A 15,631-nucleotide genomic window follows, 5' to 3' on the forward strand; every position below is an offset into this window, starting at 1 on the left:
TAAATGACAGGTGGCGATGTGCCACTACTGCGAATTTCAGCCGGAAAAACTGCCTTGCAGATGCTCGGCACGAAATTCCAGGGTCTGTGGACGGTAGCCGGGGCGCAACGGCGGCATCGGCAGGCAATCTTCCCAGGCGCTGGCAGGCTGCAGTTCGCCGGGGCCACGATAGCGTGGCGCGGCATAGCTGTTTTCGGCGAGGTTGACGGTATCGCCCGGCGCGTAGGCGGCGATGCGCCAGCGTAGTTCGACCAGGGGCACGTCATTGTCGTTTTTCATTTTCAGTTGCAGTGGCCGGTCAGCGGGACAGTGCTCGGCGGCGTAGCTGATACGCATCTCCAGGCGCGCCAGTTGTCGGGCTTCGCGAGTATCCATCCAGGCGACCCAGGCGGCCACCAACCCGAGCCCGGCCAAGGCAGCCATGGACACCGGCAAGGCCTTGGCGGGGTAGCGCAATAGCAGGATCAGCCAGGTGACGATCAGCAGGACGCCGATGAACATGAAGAGATGCCTCGAAAATGCGGGAAGCCTCATCCTAACAGTGTAGGTGGCGTAGATTCACTTTGGCGATTGCCATGCATTCAGGGCGGGGGGACACCCCGGCCCTGCCAGCCACGGATAGGGGACGTGGTTGGCAGGGCAAAGGTGGTGGAACGCGGAAATTACTGGGCGATGGTCTTCACTGATACACCCCGCTCAACCGGCGTCGAACGACCGTAGATATCTTCGAAGCGCTCGATGTCGTCTTCGCCCAGGTAGCTGCCCGATTGCACTTCGATGATCTCCAGCGGGATCTTGCCCGGGTTGCGCAGGCGGTGCACCGAGGCGATCGGGATGTAGGTGGACTGGTTCTCGCAGAGCAGGAACACGTTCTCGTCGCAGGTCACTTCGGCGGTGCCGCTGACCACGATCCAGTGTTCGGCGCGGTGGTGGTGCATCTGCAGCGACAGGCACGCGCCCGGCTTGACCGAGATGTGCTTGACCTGGAAACGCCCGCCCATGTCCACCGAGTCATAGGAACCCCATGGCCGGTACACTTCGCAGTGGTTCTGGGTTTCGCTGCGGCCCTGTTCGTTGAGGGTGTTGACCAGTTGTTTCACGCCCTGGACCTTGTCCTTGTGGGCGATCATCATCGCATCCTTGGTCTCGACCACGACAATGTTCTCCAGGCCGATCACCGACACCAGCTTGCCGTTGCCGTGGATCATGCAGTTGCGGCTGTCCTGGATCACCACGTCGCCCTTGCTGACGTTGCCGTTCTCGTCCTTTTCATGCACGTCCCACAGCGACGACCAGCAGCCTACATCGCTCCAGCCGGCGGTCAGCGGCACCACGCAGGCGCGTTGGGTCTTTTCCATTACTGCGTAGTCGATGGAGTTGTCCGGGCACTGGGCGAAGGTGGCTTCGTCGAGGATCACGCTGTCGGCGTCCTGCTGGCTGCGTTCGAGGGTCAGCAGGCAGGTGTCATAGATGTCCGGATCGTGCTTTTTCAGCTCTTCGAGGAAGCGGCTGGCGCGGAACAGGAACATGCCGCTGTTCCAGAAATAACCGCCGGCCTCGACGAACTCGACGGCGCGTTTTTCATCGGGCTTCTCGACGAACTGCGAAACCCGGCTGACGCCTTCCGGCAGCAGCGCATCGTTGCTCGACTTGATGTAGCCGTAGCCGGTTTCCGGCTTGGTCGCCGGTACGCCGAACAGCACCATCTCGCCGCGCTCGGCGGCCACGGTGGCCAGGGCCAGGGCGCGCTGCAGGCCTTTCTGGTCTTCCAGCACATGGTCGGCCGGCAGGACCAGCATCAGTTCGTCACGGCCTTCGTTGACCAGCATCATCGCGGTCAGCGCCACGGCTGGGGCGGTGTTGCGGCCGAAGGGTTCCATCAGCAGGCGCTGGGCTTCGAGATTGCGGCTCTGCAACTGCTCGTTGACGATGAAACGGTGATCCTTGTTACAGACCACGATCGGTGTATCCATGCCTTCGAACACCAGGCGTTCGATGGTTTGTTGGAACAGCGTCTGTTCGCCGGTGAGGGCGAGGAATTGTTTGGGAAACTGCTTGCGCGACAGTGGCCAGAGACGGGAGCCGCTACCACCAGAGAGGATTACCGGGATCATGCTGTTACTCCTTTAAACGATATTGGGTTCAGAGCTACTGTGGGCTGTCTTGTTGTTGTTTCGTGCCGGACGACTTCCCGGGGTGGCACCTGCCTGTAGGAGCAGGTGCTCATGGGATTGTTCGTCCGGCGAGTTCATCAGCGGGTCGACACCGGGCGCTTGACCCAGACTGGCGACAGGCTGCTGCCACTGCCGGTGACGTAGAGCACTGCCGCTTCGCCGCGCTCCAGGGCGACCGGCTTGAGGTCGCTGACCTTCTGGTTGCCGTCGTACAGGGCGAAGCTGACTTTCACCGGGTTGATCTCGCGTTCGCCACGGCCCTTGGCGGCCACCGACTGGACCACGTCGGTCTTGCCGTCGGCGGTCTTGAGGGTCAGCGCCTTGTCACTGAGGTTCTGTACGCGCACCAGCGATTTCTGCTTGTTCTTGAAAGGCGGCTCCTCGATCAACTGCGGCTGGCCGCTGGCGTTGTTGACCAGGGTGTAATAGTGGTCGGGGGCAAGTTTCACCGGCAGGCTCTGGCTGCCGACCTTGGCGCTGTAGTCGCCGCCGGGCATGAAGCTGAAGTCGCTGCTGGCCAACGGTGCGATGTCGTTGAGCGCAGTGGCGCCGACGGTGGCGCTGACCTCCTGGTTGCTGGCGTTGTACAGGCGTACGAAGCTCGAGCCTTTCGGTGCGGTCGGGCCGTACAGGGCGGCGTCGCCGGCGGCCCACGCCTGCAGCGAGAGCAGGCTGAGGCCAGCGGCCATGGCCAGGGTCTTGACGGTACGGCCGTGGGCGTTTCTACCAGTTTTAGTAAAAGTCATGGTGCATACCTCTTTTCAGTTTTGTGCCTGTTCAGGCGACTTGGATCGGTTTGTGTTCAGAACCAGGTTCTGTTGGCGGTTACCAGCGGCTTTCAACTGCGCGACCCACTGTGGGTCGGCATCGCCGATTTCGTTGTTGACCGGCAGATAGCGCTCCGGGAATTCCCAGATCAGCACCTGAGGTGGGTTGTTCTTGAAAGCATCGCTTTTCAGGTAGGCGAGCATCGGCAGGATCGGGCCATGCCCGTCTTCGGCGTAATTGACCACGTCGCTGTGCAGGGCCTGCTTCAGCGCGCCGACGAAGTTCCAGTTCGGGTTGGCGCTGTAGCTGGTGCCGATCAGTGCCACCGGCACCTCGTTGTCGGCGAACAGGGCGTCGTCGCCGGCCGCCGGGGTTTCGACAGCACGGGTCACGCGTTTCTCCAGCGGTTCCTTCGCCGGCATCAGGTTCTCGAACAGAGGGTCCAGCGGCAGGAACAGGCGCAGGTCGCCCTTGTGCGTTTCGGTCTTCTCGGCCTCGGTGACAAAGCGCTGCGGCTGGCCACTGAGCGGCATGGCCTGGGCAATCGCCTTGGCCAGCTGGTTCGCGGCAACCTGGGCTCCGTCCGGAGTCCAGTGGGTGTCGGTCCGCAGGAATACCTGCTGGCCGTTCTGCTTGGCTTGTTGCAGTGGGCCGAGCAGGTCGGGAGCGAGGATGTGCTCGGCGGCGGCGCGGGCGTGGAAGTCACGGTAGAGGTCGGCATGGATGCTGGCCGGGCGCTCGTCACCGAGGTGTTCCGGGTACAACCGGACCTTGGCCGGGACGATCGCCAGAACCAGATTCACGCCCTTGTCCTTGAGGGTCTTGCGTACGCCTTCGACCAGCGCGTAGTTGCCTTGCAGGTTCTGCTGCTGGCCGGCGACCGGTTTGAATTCCTCGTCGCTATACAGCCATTGGTCACGGCCCAGCACCACGCCCGGACGGCCTTCGTTGAACAGCTTGAAGTCCAGCGCAGCCCAGAGGTTGGTGCCCAGGCGCTTGATCGGGAACTCGTCGTCGTAGTGGGTCTCGATGGCCTTGGCCCAGCGCCCGTTGAGCACGGTTGCGTCGGGGTTGGTGCTGAACCCGATGAAGCTGCGCAGGGACCACAGGCCCAGCACCAGCAGCAGGACGAGGAACAGCGCGATGTAGAGGATGCGTAATGAGCGGGTCATGGTCGGCTCCCTCAGAATTGGAAGTAGAGGAACGGCGAGAAGCTTTGCGCCGAGAGTTTGAGAATCGAGGCGATGAACAGCAGCAGTACCAGGGCGCGCATCACGTAGCGCGGCCAGTCGGCGACCCAATACGCCGGTTGCACCTGGGCCTCGACGCCGACGGTGTAGCCGGGCTCGTGGATACTGCCGGCCGATTCGCCGGGGGCGGCTTTGATCAGGCCGGGTTGTGCCGCACCCGGGCCATCGGCCGGCTGGGCTTTTGCCTTGCTGGCGGGTGGGTTGCGGTACAGGTCACGCAGGCCGAAGAACGCCAGGGTCGCGTAGGCCACCACCAGGGTTGCCACTTGCAGGCCGGTGAGGCTGGCGCGATTGAGTTCCGACAGCGACCAGTCGCCGAAGCTGAACATGGCGCCGTACATGCGGCCGGCCACATGCAGGTTCTCGGCACGGAAGATCACCCAGCCCATGATCACCAGCAGGAAGGTCAGCGCCCAGCGGATCGGGTTCAGGCTGCGCGGCGTGGTGTTGATGCCCAGGGCCTTTTCGATCGCCAGCCACATGCCATGCCAGGCACCCCAGACGATGTAGGTGATGTTCGCACCGTGCCACAGGCCACCGAGCAGCATGGTCAGGAACAGGTTGCGGTAGGTGATCAGGGTGCCGCGACGGTTGCCGCCGAGGGTGATGTACAGGTAGTCGCGCAGCCAGGTCGACAGGCTGATGTGCCAGCGCCGCCAGAACTCGGTGATCGACTGGCTGATGTACGGCTGCTTGAAGTTCTCCATGAAGCGGAAGCCCATCATCAGGCCCAGGCCGATGGCCATGTCGCTGTAGCCGGAGAAGTCGAAATACAGTTGCGCGGTGTAGGCCAGGGCGCCGAGCCAGGCATCGCCGGTGGTCGGGTTTTGCAGGGCGAAGCAATGGTCGGCGACCACTGCCAGGGTGTCGGCGATAAATACCTTCTTGATGAAACCCTGCATGAACCGCGTGGCACCCTCGGAGAATTTGTCGAGGGTGTGGGTGCGGTGGTTGAACTGGTCGGCCAGGTCACGAAAGCGCAGCACGGGACCGGCGATCAGGTGCGGGAAGATCGCCACGAAAGCCGCGAAGTCGATCAGGTTGCGGGTGGCCGGGGTGTCGCCGCGATAGACGTCGATGATGTAGCTGATGGACTCGAAGATGTAGAACGAGATTCCGATCGGCAGCAGCACGTGGGTCAGGATGAACGGCTCGAGGCCGAACGAGGTCATGATCGCGTTGAGGCTGTCGACGCCGAAGTTGGCGTACTTGAAGTAGCCGAGGATGCACAGGTCGACCGCCACGCCGAGCAGCAGCCAGCGCTGGGCCGGTTTGCTGCGTACGCCGGCGGCGCCGACTTTCAGACCGATCCAGTAGTTCCACAGGGTCACGCCGGCGAACAGCGCCAGGAAGTCCACCCGCCACCAGGCATAGAACACGTAGCTGGCGGCCAGCAACAGCAGGTTGCGATAGCGTTGCCCGCTCAGGTAATACAAGCCGAGAAAGATCGGCAGGAACAGGAACAGGAACACATTGGATGAGAAGACCATCCTGATCTCTCCTTGTCTGAGTCAACAGTCCAGGGCCAAAGCCCCCCCAAACCCCCCGTAAAAAATGAGGGGCTGTACACCGGTTTTTGTGGCCCGGTTTTTGTGGCGAGTGGGCAAGCCCGCTCGCCACAAGGTGTTTCAATCGTGCTAGCGGTTACCCTTCTCGTGCGCCGGGTCGTAGACCTTGGTCAGGTCACCACCGAGGCGGAACGCCTTGAACGGCTGCATTCCGTGCTTGCGTTGCAGCACATCGTCCGGGCAGGTGTAGAGCGTGCAGTAGGGTTCCAGCCAGGCGAATTTGCTGTCGACCTTGAGGTCGGTCATGTCCTGTTCGCGGCCGTTACGGGCCTGGAACTGCTCGGGGTCCTTGACCCCGGCCAGCACCCGGTCGCCCAGGCGCTTGAGCGCACCGTTGTTTTCCTGGCGCAGGTCGACGCCGTTGGCCAGGGCGAAACTGGCGATCATTGCCAGCGGCGGCAGCGCGTAGTTGTGGTAGGCCAGGGCGCGTTGCTGGCGCTTGAGTTCGTTGGGCAGGAAACCCTGCGCATCGACCTGGTTGGCGCCGACCTTGTATTCCTTCACTGCCCAGTCGAACAGGTCGCGGCGGTCGGTGGCGATGGCGGTCGCCATGACTGCCCAGGCGGCCCAGTACGAGTGGTTGTTGGTTTTATCCAGGGGCAGGTTGTCCCAGTCGCTGACCACCTGGTCGGCCAGCTTGCCGAACCAGGCCTCGATCTGCTGTGCCTCTTTCTGGTGGGTGGCCAGGGGGCGCGAGTCGGAGAACTTCAGGCGGATATAGGACGCGGCCATGCTGCCCAGGGCCCATTTGCGCATGGACTTGCCGGTATGGTTGAAGTCTTTGGAGGTCAGCGCGTCGGCCTGGGCCCAGGCAGTCAGCCAGTTGAGCGTGCAGCTCAATTCCTGCGGGCGGCCATCGCGCATGAACTGCATCACCTGCTTGCTGGTGCCACGCTCCATGCTGGTGATGTCGGAAGTGCTGTTGCGAAAGGCCTGTTCCGACTGGACGTTGAGGGTCGCCCGCGCCTTGTCGGAGCCTTCGTATTTGCTGCGGAACTGCAACTGGCCGGTGTAGGGCTGGGGCATGGCGTCACAGCCTTCGCTGCTGTCGCCGCTCTTGACCTTGTCGACGGCGGCGAAATAACCCTGCGGTGGGCGCAAGGGCGCGGCGGCCTGGGCGGCCCCGGCGAAGATCGCCAGGCCCAGGAGTGAAGGAACGAGCAGTGTGCGGATAGTCATCTTCAGGCACCTCATAACCCGGCCTGGGCCCGATGGGGCTCGGCGCTGGGGAATACGTTGCGTTTGCAGATCTTCGTTTCGACCTTCTGCGGTGCCGTGCCGGCTTCCGGGCCCTGGACCTCGATGGCCAGCAGGTTCTGGTTGGCCCAGTCCTCGTCGGTACGCAGTTCGAAGGCGAAACGTCCGTCGGTGTCGGATGTTTCAGGTTTCTCGATCTTGATGTCCTCGTGGCGTCCGTTCATGTACCAGAGGGTGGCTTGCAGGGTTTTCACCGAGGTGTCGGCGAAGCGGATGTCGACCTGGTGACCGCTGTTGCGCAGGTCGCGGTTATTGCTGTTGACCAGTAGTTCGTTCTTGCCCGGTTTGACCGTGGTGCTGGCACTCATGTCAGCGGTTTTGCCTTCGCAGCCGTTGTCGAGTAATGACATCATTTGCCGGTAGATGGTTTCCTGATCCAGGCGATAGAGCGGCGAGAACTCCCAGATGAGGATCTTCGGCGGGGTCTTCTGGAACTCCTCGCTACCCAGGTACTGCAGCATCGAGCCTTCCAGACCGCCGCCAGGGAAGGCGACGTTGAGGATGTCGGCGCCGATGTACTGTTGCAGGAAGCCGGCGAAGTTGTAGTTCTTGCCGCTGTGGCTGGTGCCGACCAGGGTGATCTGCGGGTTGCCGGAATCGCCGAACAGGTCGCCGTCTGCCGCCTCGCCCTTGGGCTCGGTGCTGAACTGTTCCATGTACTGGATCGCGTAGCTGGTGCCGCACAACTGGCCGGCCATGTTGTGCAGGGTGCCGGTCTTGCCCATGCGCCCGGAGACATGTGTCTCGAAATCGCGATGGGGAATGTCGGCGAAGCCGGGCACCTGCTTGACGGTTTCAGCGACGATTTTTGCCGTGCGCTCGGCACCGTACGGCGTCCAGTGCTGGTCGCCGCGGAAGTAGAAATCGTGGGCCTGCTGCTCGTTGGTCAACGGCGACAGGTCGGGCACGTGATAACCCATTTTCGCGAAGCGGCCGAGCATTGTCTGGTAGTTGTGCAGGGCCTTCTGGTAATCGAACTTGTCGCGTTCGGCGGGGAACAGCTTGTTGCGGTTCACCAGGCCACGGGTCGGCTGGTAGACCACCACCAGTTCGACGCCCTTGCTCTTGAACGCATCATGCAGTTGTTGCAGGCGCTTGTAGCCGGCTGGCGTGGTGTCGAACTCGGTACGCAGGTCTTCCTGGGTACGGAACAGCCAGTCGCCCTGGGCTTGTACCAGGGTGGTGAAGTTCTGCTGGTAGCGGGTCACGTAGTTCTTGGCATCGTGGGCTGCCGGGCAGAGGCTGCAGCACGGTTCTGCCGTGAATTTCGGTGCCTGGACTTCCTCGGCCCGCAGATTGCCGCTGGCGGCGAGGATCGCGGTGGCCAGGGTGGACAGGCCGAGCAGTTTGAGCAGGTGTGGGTTCATTAAGGTCATCCTCAATCGCGCATTTCGGTCTGGCGTTCGACGGGGTCGATCAGCACGGCTTTCTGCTGGCGCACCAGCAGGTCGAGAATTTCATCCTGGCGATCGCCGAGCACGCCGGTGAAGCTGATACCGCTGTTCTTGGTCGGAGCGAGCATCGACACCCGGTACAGTTCCAGGCTCAGTGGCGAGTCGATGGACAGCGGGCCGCTGCCGTTGCCAGCCAGCTCGCCGCCGACCACGATCAGCGAGACTTCGGCGTCGAACGGGTCGAGCCGGATGTCGCGGTCGGTGTTGCTCAGGTCCTTGATGTGGCCGTAGATGCCGGTCAGGCCGTTGGCCATCGCCAGGTTCTCGTACAGGCGCACGTTGACGCTGTTGCGAATGCGGATGCCGTGGCGCTTGTTGCCGATCACCCGGTTGGCGTAGATCAGGTTGTCGGCGCTCTCGTAGAGGGTGATGCCGTCGGTGTGGTTCTTGTAGATCTCGTTGTAGGCGATCAGGTTGTTGACACTGTTGCGGTCGATCACCAGCCCCGAGAGGTGGTTGTCGTAGCTGCGGTTGTTGAAGATGAAGCTGTCGTTCACTTCCCGGGAAATGATGATGCCGTGCTTCTTCTTCGTGCCGTGCACGGTGTTGTCGGCGATGATCAGCCGGTGCGAACGGTCGTGGGGGTCGATGCCGTAGACGATGTTGTCGCGGTAGGTATTGCCCTTGAGCACGAAGTCGCGGGTTTCGTAGCAGTAGAAGCCGTACCACATGTCGCTGAACTCCGAGCCGATGATCCAGCCGGTCGGTTCGGGGCGCTTGAGCACCTTGGCCATGTTCGGCGTGTATTGGGAAATACTCACGCCATAGGACTTACTGTTGGAGTAGCCGAAGCTGGCCATCCTGCTATTGACGATGTAGGTCTCGGTGCCCCCCCAGGACAGCAGGAACGGGCGGAACTCCTTGGGTGAACGGAACGTTGCCGGGCCGTTGTCAGCCTCGCGCCAACCGGTGATCCTGGTATCGCGCACGAACAGTTGCCCGTCGTTGACCAGGAACGCACCGCCTTCCTGGGACAGCCGCAGTTCCTGGGTCTGCTGGTCGATTTCGAGGATGCCCTTGCGCCCGACCACGATCGGTATCCTGGCCAGGAACACCCCCGGCGAGGTTTCACTGATGTATTTGGCCGGCAGCTTCTTGACCAGGTCCTTGAGGTTCAGGTAACCGTCGTCGATGAAGATCGCCTGGGGGATACCGTGCTGGCGCACCACCCATTCGGCCATCTTGTTGTCGCCGCCGATGAAGTCCTTGAGGGCGTCTTCCTGCATCATCCGGCGCACGCTGATCTTGCCCGGCTGGCTGCGCACGATCTTCGCCGCGACGGCTTCGGCGGTGTAGCCGCCGAGGTCCGGCAGCTTGGGTTTATCCAGGTGCAGTGGCTCGATCGGCGCGCTGCTGACGGTGTAGCTCTTGGCCTGTTGCAGTTCCTTGGCAATGATCGGCGCCTGGCCGTTGCCGGCCGGCTTCTCGACGCTGGCCAGGGCCGTGCTGCCGACCAGCAGCAGGGCAGCGGCGAGGACGCTGAGCGAGCCTTGCATGGCGATGTGATTCATCTCGGAAACTCCCTTCGCGGCCTGCATCAGAAGCGCCAGATCACGTCGATGAACGCGCGGTGCATGTAGGAATCGACGTCGTGGCCGTAGGCGCTGCCCGGCTTGAACACGCCGCCACGAAAGCGCACCAGCGCCGAAGGCTCGTCGATCGATTGGCTCAGGGCTGCTGGCAGCAGGCCCTGTTTGAAGTACTTGGTGACCACCAGATCCATTTCCTGGCCCATGTCCTTCTTGCCGTCCTGCAGTGGCAACGAAGTGCTGGAGAGCAGGGCGCCGGTGGTGTCGTCGTAGGTGTTCTGCGCGGCATTGATGCCGTTGCTGCCGACGTCCTTGTTGCCGTCGACGCGCCAGAACTTGTGGTAGACCAGGCTGGCGTCGTAGTCCTCGCGCAGTTGCCAGGAGCCGAACAGGGTGGCGGTCTGCAGGTTGTTCATCTCGCCGCGGAAGGCTTCGCCGAAGCGGTGCATGCGCGAACGGGTACCGGTGAAGTTCGAGCGGTTGCTCTCCAGGCCGTTCTGTTCGTAGTCACCGCTGGCACGGGCGTAGGCGGCACCGACCTGCCAGTTCGGATCGAGGCGCAGGCGCACACCGAGGTCAGTGGCCCAGCCATTGATGCTTTCGCCATGCTTGGCTTCGGCCGGCCGGCTGCCGTCGGCGTTTAGCGGGTTGACCGTATCGCGGTGGCCGCTCATGCCGGTCAGGCTGGCCCAGTAGTTGACGGTGTTGGTGTTGCGGAAGTTGTAGGCATCGCTGTTGGCTTCCAGGCCGAGCCAGGTCAGGTTGCCGTTTTCCTTTTTGTCCAGCGGGTCGCTTGCGACACCTGGCGTCGGGTAGTCGAGCTTGCCGTCGTCGTGCGTGTGATGGGCGCGCAGGCCGACCCACTGTCCTGGGGTCCACTGGTAGGCGACATCGCCGTAGATGTGCAGGCGGTCCTTGTCCTTGGGGGCCAGTTCGGTGAGGTCGGTACGGTACTCGCTGAAACGCTCGGCCGCGCCGACATTGGCGCGCAGCAGGGTGGTGTCGAAGGTCCAGTTCAGCGCCTCGATGTTGGTGTCGCGCCACTGCCCGTCGTCGTTGCGCAGGCGTTGGCGACCGAACTTGAGGATCTCGCCGGGGTAGGCGGTGAGGCCCTGGTAGCCGACCCAGAATTCGCGCAGGGCCAGGTAGCTCTTGTCCGCCTTGCGGGCGTCGTTGCTTGAACTTTCCTGGTCGCCGTTGGCTTGTTGCAGGGTGTCGGTTTCGATGATGTCGGTGGCGGTCACGGCCTGGCCCATGGCGTAGGCGCTCCAGTTACCGCTTTCACCGTAGACCCAGGGACGCAGGTCGAGGCCGACGCCGTTGGCGTCGCCACCCTTGAGGGTACCGAGGTCGCGGTCGTCTTCCGACTGCGCGGTGATCTTCACTTCCAGGCCGAAGTTCCGGGTCTCGGTGAATGCCGCCAGGGTCGGCGTCGACCAGGCCAGGGCAAAGCTCAGGCCGATGCCGGCCTTCACGAAAGGATTGAGTGTCATAGGGTCTTTTCCTCGCTGTCGCCTTCCTGCAGGACTTGTTGCAGGTCCAGTGCGTTGCGGCTCAGGGTGCCGCGCAGGCGCTGTTCCTGCTGCAACAGGCGCTGGGCGTCGGCGCGCTGGGCAGGCGGCAGTTGTTCGTCGAGTTGCTGGGCCAGCTCATTGGCTTGCGGGGTGTCCTGGGCCTTCGCCAGTTGGCTGAAGACATAGGCGTTGAGCGGGTCGGGCTTGGTCCCGCGCCCCTGGGAAAACAGCTGGGCGATGGCGAAGTCGGCGCTGTTCTGGCCGTTGCGGGCGGCCGTGAGCAGGTGGTCGAGGGCCTTCTGTGGATAGACCTGGCCGAGGTAGCCACGGCGATAGATCTGTCCCAGGTAGTAGTCGGCGGCGACTTCCCGACCGAGCGCTTTCTGAAAGTGGGCCTCGGCCTGTTTCGCATCGGCCGGCACCCACTTGCCCTCGTAGTAGAGTTTGCCCAGCAGCAGCTCGGCACGTGGCTGATCGGCGGCGCGGCCGTTGTCCAGGTACTCCATCATCTGGTCGACGTTACCCAGGTCGGGGAAGTCGTAGAGCAGTTGGGCCAGGCTGACCCAGGAGGCCGGGTAGCCGGGGGCGACCTGTTCCAACAGCTCTTGCGCGGTTTTCGCATCCGGCTGGCCGAGGCTCGAGTCGGCCAGCACGCGGGCCACGCTGTCCACGCGCTGGGCGCCCACGCTGCCGCGCTTGTAGGCCGCCTGCAACTGCTTGAGCAGTTCGGCCTGCTGTTCCGGCTGGGCACGCTTCTGGTACACGGTGGCCAGCTCGACGTAGCAGATGTCGGTGCTGTTGAGCGCGGCCTTGCAGATTTTCTCGACCTCGTCCAGGTGCTGGTCGTAGGTGTTCTGGGTCCGGTAGAGCAGCACCTGGGCCAGGCCCGCCTCCGGGTAACCGGCTGCGCGCCACTGGTCGATCTGCCGCTGGGCGTTGACCTCGGGGAAGCTCTGCGGGAATTGCAGGTAGAGCATCGCCAGCGGGATCAACGTGTTGCCTTCACCGTTGGCGAAGGCTTTTTTCAACAGGGCCTCGGCTTCATGGTGCTCGGCTTCGGTCGCGCCGGGCTTGGCCACCAGCAGGCGTCCCAGCCGTGCCTGGGCACGGGGCGAGGTGTCGGCGGCGGCGCGGTAGGTCGCCTCGGCTTGCCGGATCTGCGCGGGGTCGCGGCTTTCCACCTGGATATCGGCCAGGCCGACCTGTGCCTCGCTGTAGCCCAGGTCTGCCAGCTTGCGATAGTTCTGCTCGGCCAGTGCGGTGTCGCCACGCTTGAGCGCTTCATTCGCCAGGCGCTGGTCGGGCAGGCCGGCGCAACCGGCCAGGCCGATGGTCATGGCCAATGTCAGCGGTAGGGGCAGTGTGCGTAAGGTCGTCACAGACATGTCCTCTGCTTACCGGCCAGCAGCCGTGGCTTTGTCGATCAGCCAGCTCAGGCTCGGGCCACGGTCGCTGTTCACTTCCACCGGGCGGCCAGCCAGGGTGCTGTCGAGGGCTTCGTCCGGCTTGATCAGCACGCGGATATCGGAGGACAGGTCATCGCTCTTCAAGCTGGAGCTGCTGACGATCTTGCCCTGGCGTACCTGTTCCTCGCCGGCGACCTGGAAGCTCACGCGAGTGCCGGGACGCACTTCACCGAACTGGCGATAGGAGAAACGTGCCTCGACATTGGCGACGCTGTTGCGTGGTACCAGTTGGAAGATCACGTCGCCCTTGCTGGCGTACTGGCCGTTGGCGACCAGTTGTTGCGCCACGATGCAGTCGCAAGGCGAGGTCAGGGTGCCGGTCATCTGCTTGCCGAACAGTTCCTCGACCTTGGCTGGCTGCAACTGGTCTTCGTCCAGGTGGCCCTTGAGCACGTCGAGCATGCTGGTGCTGAAGCTCGCCAGTGGCGCGCCCTTGGCGGCGATGCCGTCTTCCTTGAGCAGGCTCTGCACGGTGCCGTCGCGCGGCATGGTGACGTTCAGGCCCGGTACGCTGACCAGGCCGGCCTGGGCGTGGCTGACGAAGTACATGCCGTAGACCGACTTGAGTACGAAGCCGAATGCCGCGAGACCGATGGCGAACACGCCGAGGCTGAAGGTCACCGCACGCACCCGACCAAGCGGGCTCAGGCCGCCACCGTCGTCCTTCTTGCGGCGGGCCTTGGTGAAGTTGTCGCGTTGCAGGGTGGCGAGCACGTCGCCCATGCTGACGATGTCGCCGGCCAGGTGCGAGGTGATCAGGTGGCGCAGGGTGGCGATGTCCTGCGGTTCCAGGTTCTGGAACTGGCAGCCGACCCGGCCGTTCTGGCGATCGTAGGAACGGATCTGCAGTTCGACATCCATGGCCAGGCCCAGGTTGTCGATGACGAATTGCAGGCGGCCCTTGTGCACTTCACCGGGGGTCAGTTCCTGTTGTTGTGGCAGGTTGAAGCTCAGGCCGCCGGCGGACAGGTCGTGCAGGCGCACTTCGAGCGGCTTGCCCTCGTTACCGAAGAATCGCAGCTTGGCCGGGATCTTGACGCGCGCATGCTGGCGCTGCGCTTCGGATTCGTGGACGACGTTGGCGTTGACTTTAGAGTTCATGAGTTAAAGCTCCAATTGGCTAATTCAGGCGAGTCGGGTCAGACCATCGTCATCAGCACGGCAATGAAAATGCTGCCGGCCGAGAAGGTCATGGTCCGGGACGACCAGGTGTTGAACCAACCTTGAAAACTGGCGAGGTCGCGGCTCAATTTGGTGTCCTGGCGGGTCCAGGACTGGCGGTCCAGACGGAAGAACACGTAGATCTTCATCAGGGCGCCGACGATCTGGTTGTAATAGAGAATCACCGGGTAGGCCGGGCCGATGCTGTGGCCCGAACAGGCCAGCAGGATCGTCAGGATCAGACGGGTGATACCGATCCACAGCAGGTAGGCGAGGACGAACTCGATGCCGTACTTGAAGCTGGCGATCAGTGCCACGGTCAGTCCCAGCAGCGAGGTCCACATCGACACGCGCTGGTCGAACAGCACCACGCTGGTGAACAGGCCGAGGCGACGGATACCCAGGCCCAGGGCCCTGGAGTTCTGCCGCAGGTTGTTGCCATACCAGCGATACATCAGCTTGCGGCTGGACTTGATGAAGCTCTTTTCCGGTGGGTGCTCGACGGTGTGGATCGCCGCGTCAGGCACGTAGAAGGTGTCGTAGCCCAGGCGCATCAGGCTGTACCAGCTGGACTTGTCGTCACCGGTGAGAAACTTGAAGCGGCCCAGGCGCCAGTGTTCCAGCGAGTCGTTCTCGACGTCGGCGATGAACCCCGGGTCGGTGACCACTTCGGCACGGAACACCGACATGCGGCCGGTCATGGTCAGCACCCGTTTGGACAGGGCCATGGAGCACATGTTGATGTGCCGCTGGGCGAAGCGCAGCTTGTGCCACTCGCTCATCACGTAGCCGCCGCGGACTTCGCAGAACTCGTTGGTGGTCAGCCCGCCGACATTGTCGAACAGGTGGAACCACGGCACGGTCCGGCGTACCACGCCTTCGCTGAGTACGGTGTCGCCGTCGATCACCGCAACGACCGCACGACTGTCCGGCAGGTGCCTGGAGATCGCCCGGAAGCCGAAAGCCAGGCCGTCGCGTTTGCCGGTACCGGCGATACGGACGAAGTCGAGTTTGACCCGTTCCGGTGGGTTCATCCGTGCCCAGAGGCTCTTGACTAGCAGTTCATCGGACATCTCCACCAGCGAGCAGACCACGGTGGTAGGGAAACCACAGTCGATGGCTTCGCGGATCACCGACTGGTAGACCTGGGCCGTAGTGTGGGCATCGATACGAAAGCTGGTGACCATCAGGAACACATGGGAGGGATCTGCGGCCTTGCCCAGCTTGCGCAATTTGCGCCGTAGGTACGGGTAGACGATGTAGAGAAAAATCATCCCGCGCACGAAATGGGTGGCGCCCATGGAATAGCGCCAGATACCCACGGCACCGATCAGGAAGATGAAGTCCTTGGATTCGGCATCGAAGGTCGAGGTGGGCAGCAGTGAGGCCAGGCCCATCAGCAACGTCAGGTAGAACAGCCAACCGGCGGCCTGGAGAAGGCCATGTTTCAGCCTGTGCATAATCTGCATCCATCTGTGTCTCGGGCTGGG

General features: G+C 63.0%; 12 protein-coding genes. All 12 read right to left on the reverse strand.

The annotated features are described in order from the left end of the window. Window positions 1–36: 36 nt before the first annotated feature. Window positions 37–501, reverse strand: coding sequence for a hypothetical protein (locus BLU37_RS12510; protein WP_029534126.1), 465 nt, complete (start codon window positions 499–501; stop codon window positions 37–39). 161 nt (window positions 502–662) lie between these two features. Then, the gene (locus tag BLU37_RS12515; protein WP_010445132.1) at window positions 663–2,114 is read right to left on the reverse strand and encodes a mannose-1-phosphate guanylyltransferase/mannose-6-phosphate isomerase; all 1,452 of its coding nucleotides are present in this window, start codon (window positions 2,112–2,114) and stop codon (window positions 663–665) included. 137 nt (window positions 2,115–2,251) lie between these two features. Next, the gene (locus BLU37_RS12520; RefSeq protein WP_026007333.1) at window positions 2,252–2,920 is read right to left on the reverse strand and encodes an alginate O-acetyltransferase AlgF; all 669 of its coding nucleotides are present in this window, start codon (window positions 2,918–2,920) and stop codon (window positions 2,252–2,254) included. A 15-nt stretch (window positions 2,921–2,935) separates the two neighbouring features. Next, window positions 2,936–4,114: an alginate O-acetyltransferase gene (locus tag BLU37_RS12525; protein WP_090205255.1), complete on the reverse strand. Its 1,179-nt coding sequence runs from the start codon at window positions 4,112–4,114 to the stop codon at window positions 2,936–2,938. A gap of 11 nt (window positions 4,115–4,125) precedes the next feature. Continuing rightward, a complete protein-coding gene (locus BLU37_RS12530; RefSeq protein WP_090205258.1) occupies window positions 4,126–5,682 on the reverse strand; it encodes an MBOAT family O-acyltransferase in 1,557 nt (518 codons plus the stop codon). Between the two features lie 147 nt (window positions 5,683–5,829). Further along, entirely contained in the window at window positions 5,830–6,939 is a 1,110-nt protein-coding gene (locus tag BLU37_RS12535; protein ID WP_090205260.1) for a mannuronate-specific alginate lyase, read from the reverse strand. A gap of 11 nt (window positions 6,940–6,950) precedes the next feature. Further along, on the reverse strand, window positions 6,951–8,384 hold the full coding sequence (locus BLU37_RS12540) for an alginate O-acetyltransferase (RefSeq protein ID WP_090205263.1): 1,434 nt from the start codon (window positions 8,382–8,384) through the stop codon (window positions 6,951–6,953). 11 nt (window positions 8,385–8,395) lie between these two features. After that, window positions 8,396–9,982 (reverse strand): mannuronan 5-epimerase AlgG, encoded by a 1,587-nt coding sequence (gene algG / locus BLU37_RS12545; RefSeq protein WP_090210939.1) that lies wholly within the window; start codon window positions 9,980–9,982, stop codon window positions 8,396–8,398. Between the two features lie 26 nt (window positions 9,983–10,008). Further along, the gene (locus tag BLU37_RS12550; RefSeq protein ID WP_090205266.1) at window positions 10,009–11,493 is read right to left on the reverse strand and encodes an alginate export family protein; all 1,485 of its coding nucleotides are present in this window, start codon (window positions 11,491–11,493) and stop codon (window positions 10,009–10,011) included. Beyond that, on the reverse strand, window positions 11,490–12,899 hold the full coding sequence (gene algK / locus BLU37_RS12555) for an alginate biosynthesis TPR repeat lipoprotein AlgK (RefSeq protein WP_090205269.1): 1,410 nt from the start codon (window positions 12,897–12,899) through the stop codon (window positions 11,490–11,492). Before algK ends, BLU37_RS12550 begins: the two co-directional genes overlap by 4 nt. A gap of 9 nt (window positions 12,900–12,908) precedes the next feature. Further along, window positions 12,909–14,081 (reverse strand): alginate biosynthesis protein Alg44, encoded by a 1,173-nt coding sequence (locus BLU37_RS12560; RefSeq protein ID WP_090205272.1) that lies wholly within the window; start codon window positions 14,079–14,081, stop codon window positions 12,909–12,911. 38 nt (window positions 14,082–14,119) lie between these two features. Further along, window positions 14,120–15,601: a mannuronan synthase gene (gene alg8, locus BLU37_RS12570; protein ID WP_090205275.1), complete on the reverse strand. Its 1,482-nt coding sequence runs from the start codon at window positions 15,599–15,601 to the stop codon at window positions 14,120–14,122. Window positions 15,602–15,631 lie beyond the last annotated feature (30 nt).

The organism is Pseudomonas asplenii, assembly GCF_900105475.1.
GTDB classification, from domain to species: domain Bacteria; phylum Pseudomonadota; class Gammaproteobacteria; order Pseudomonadales; family Pseudomonadaceae; genus Aquipseudomonas; species Aquipseudomonas asplenii.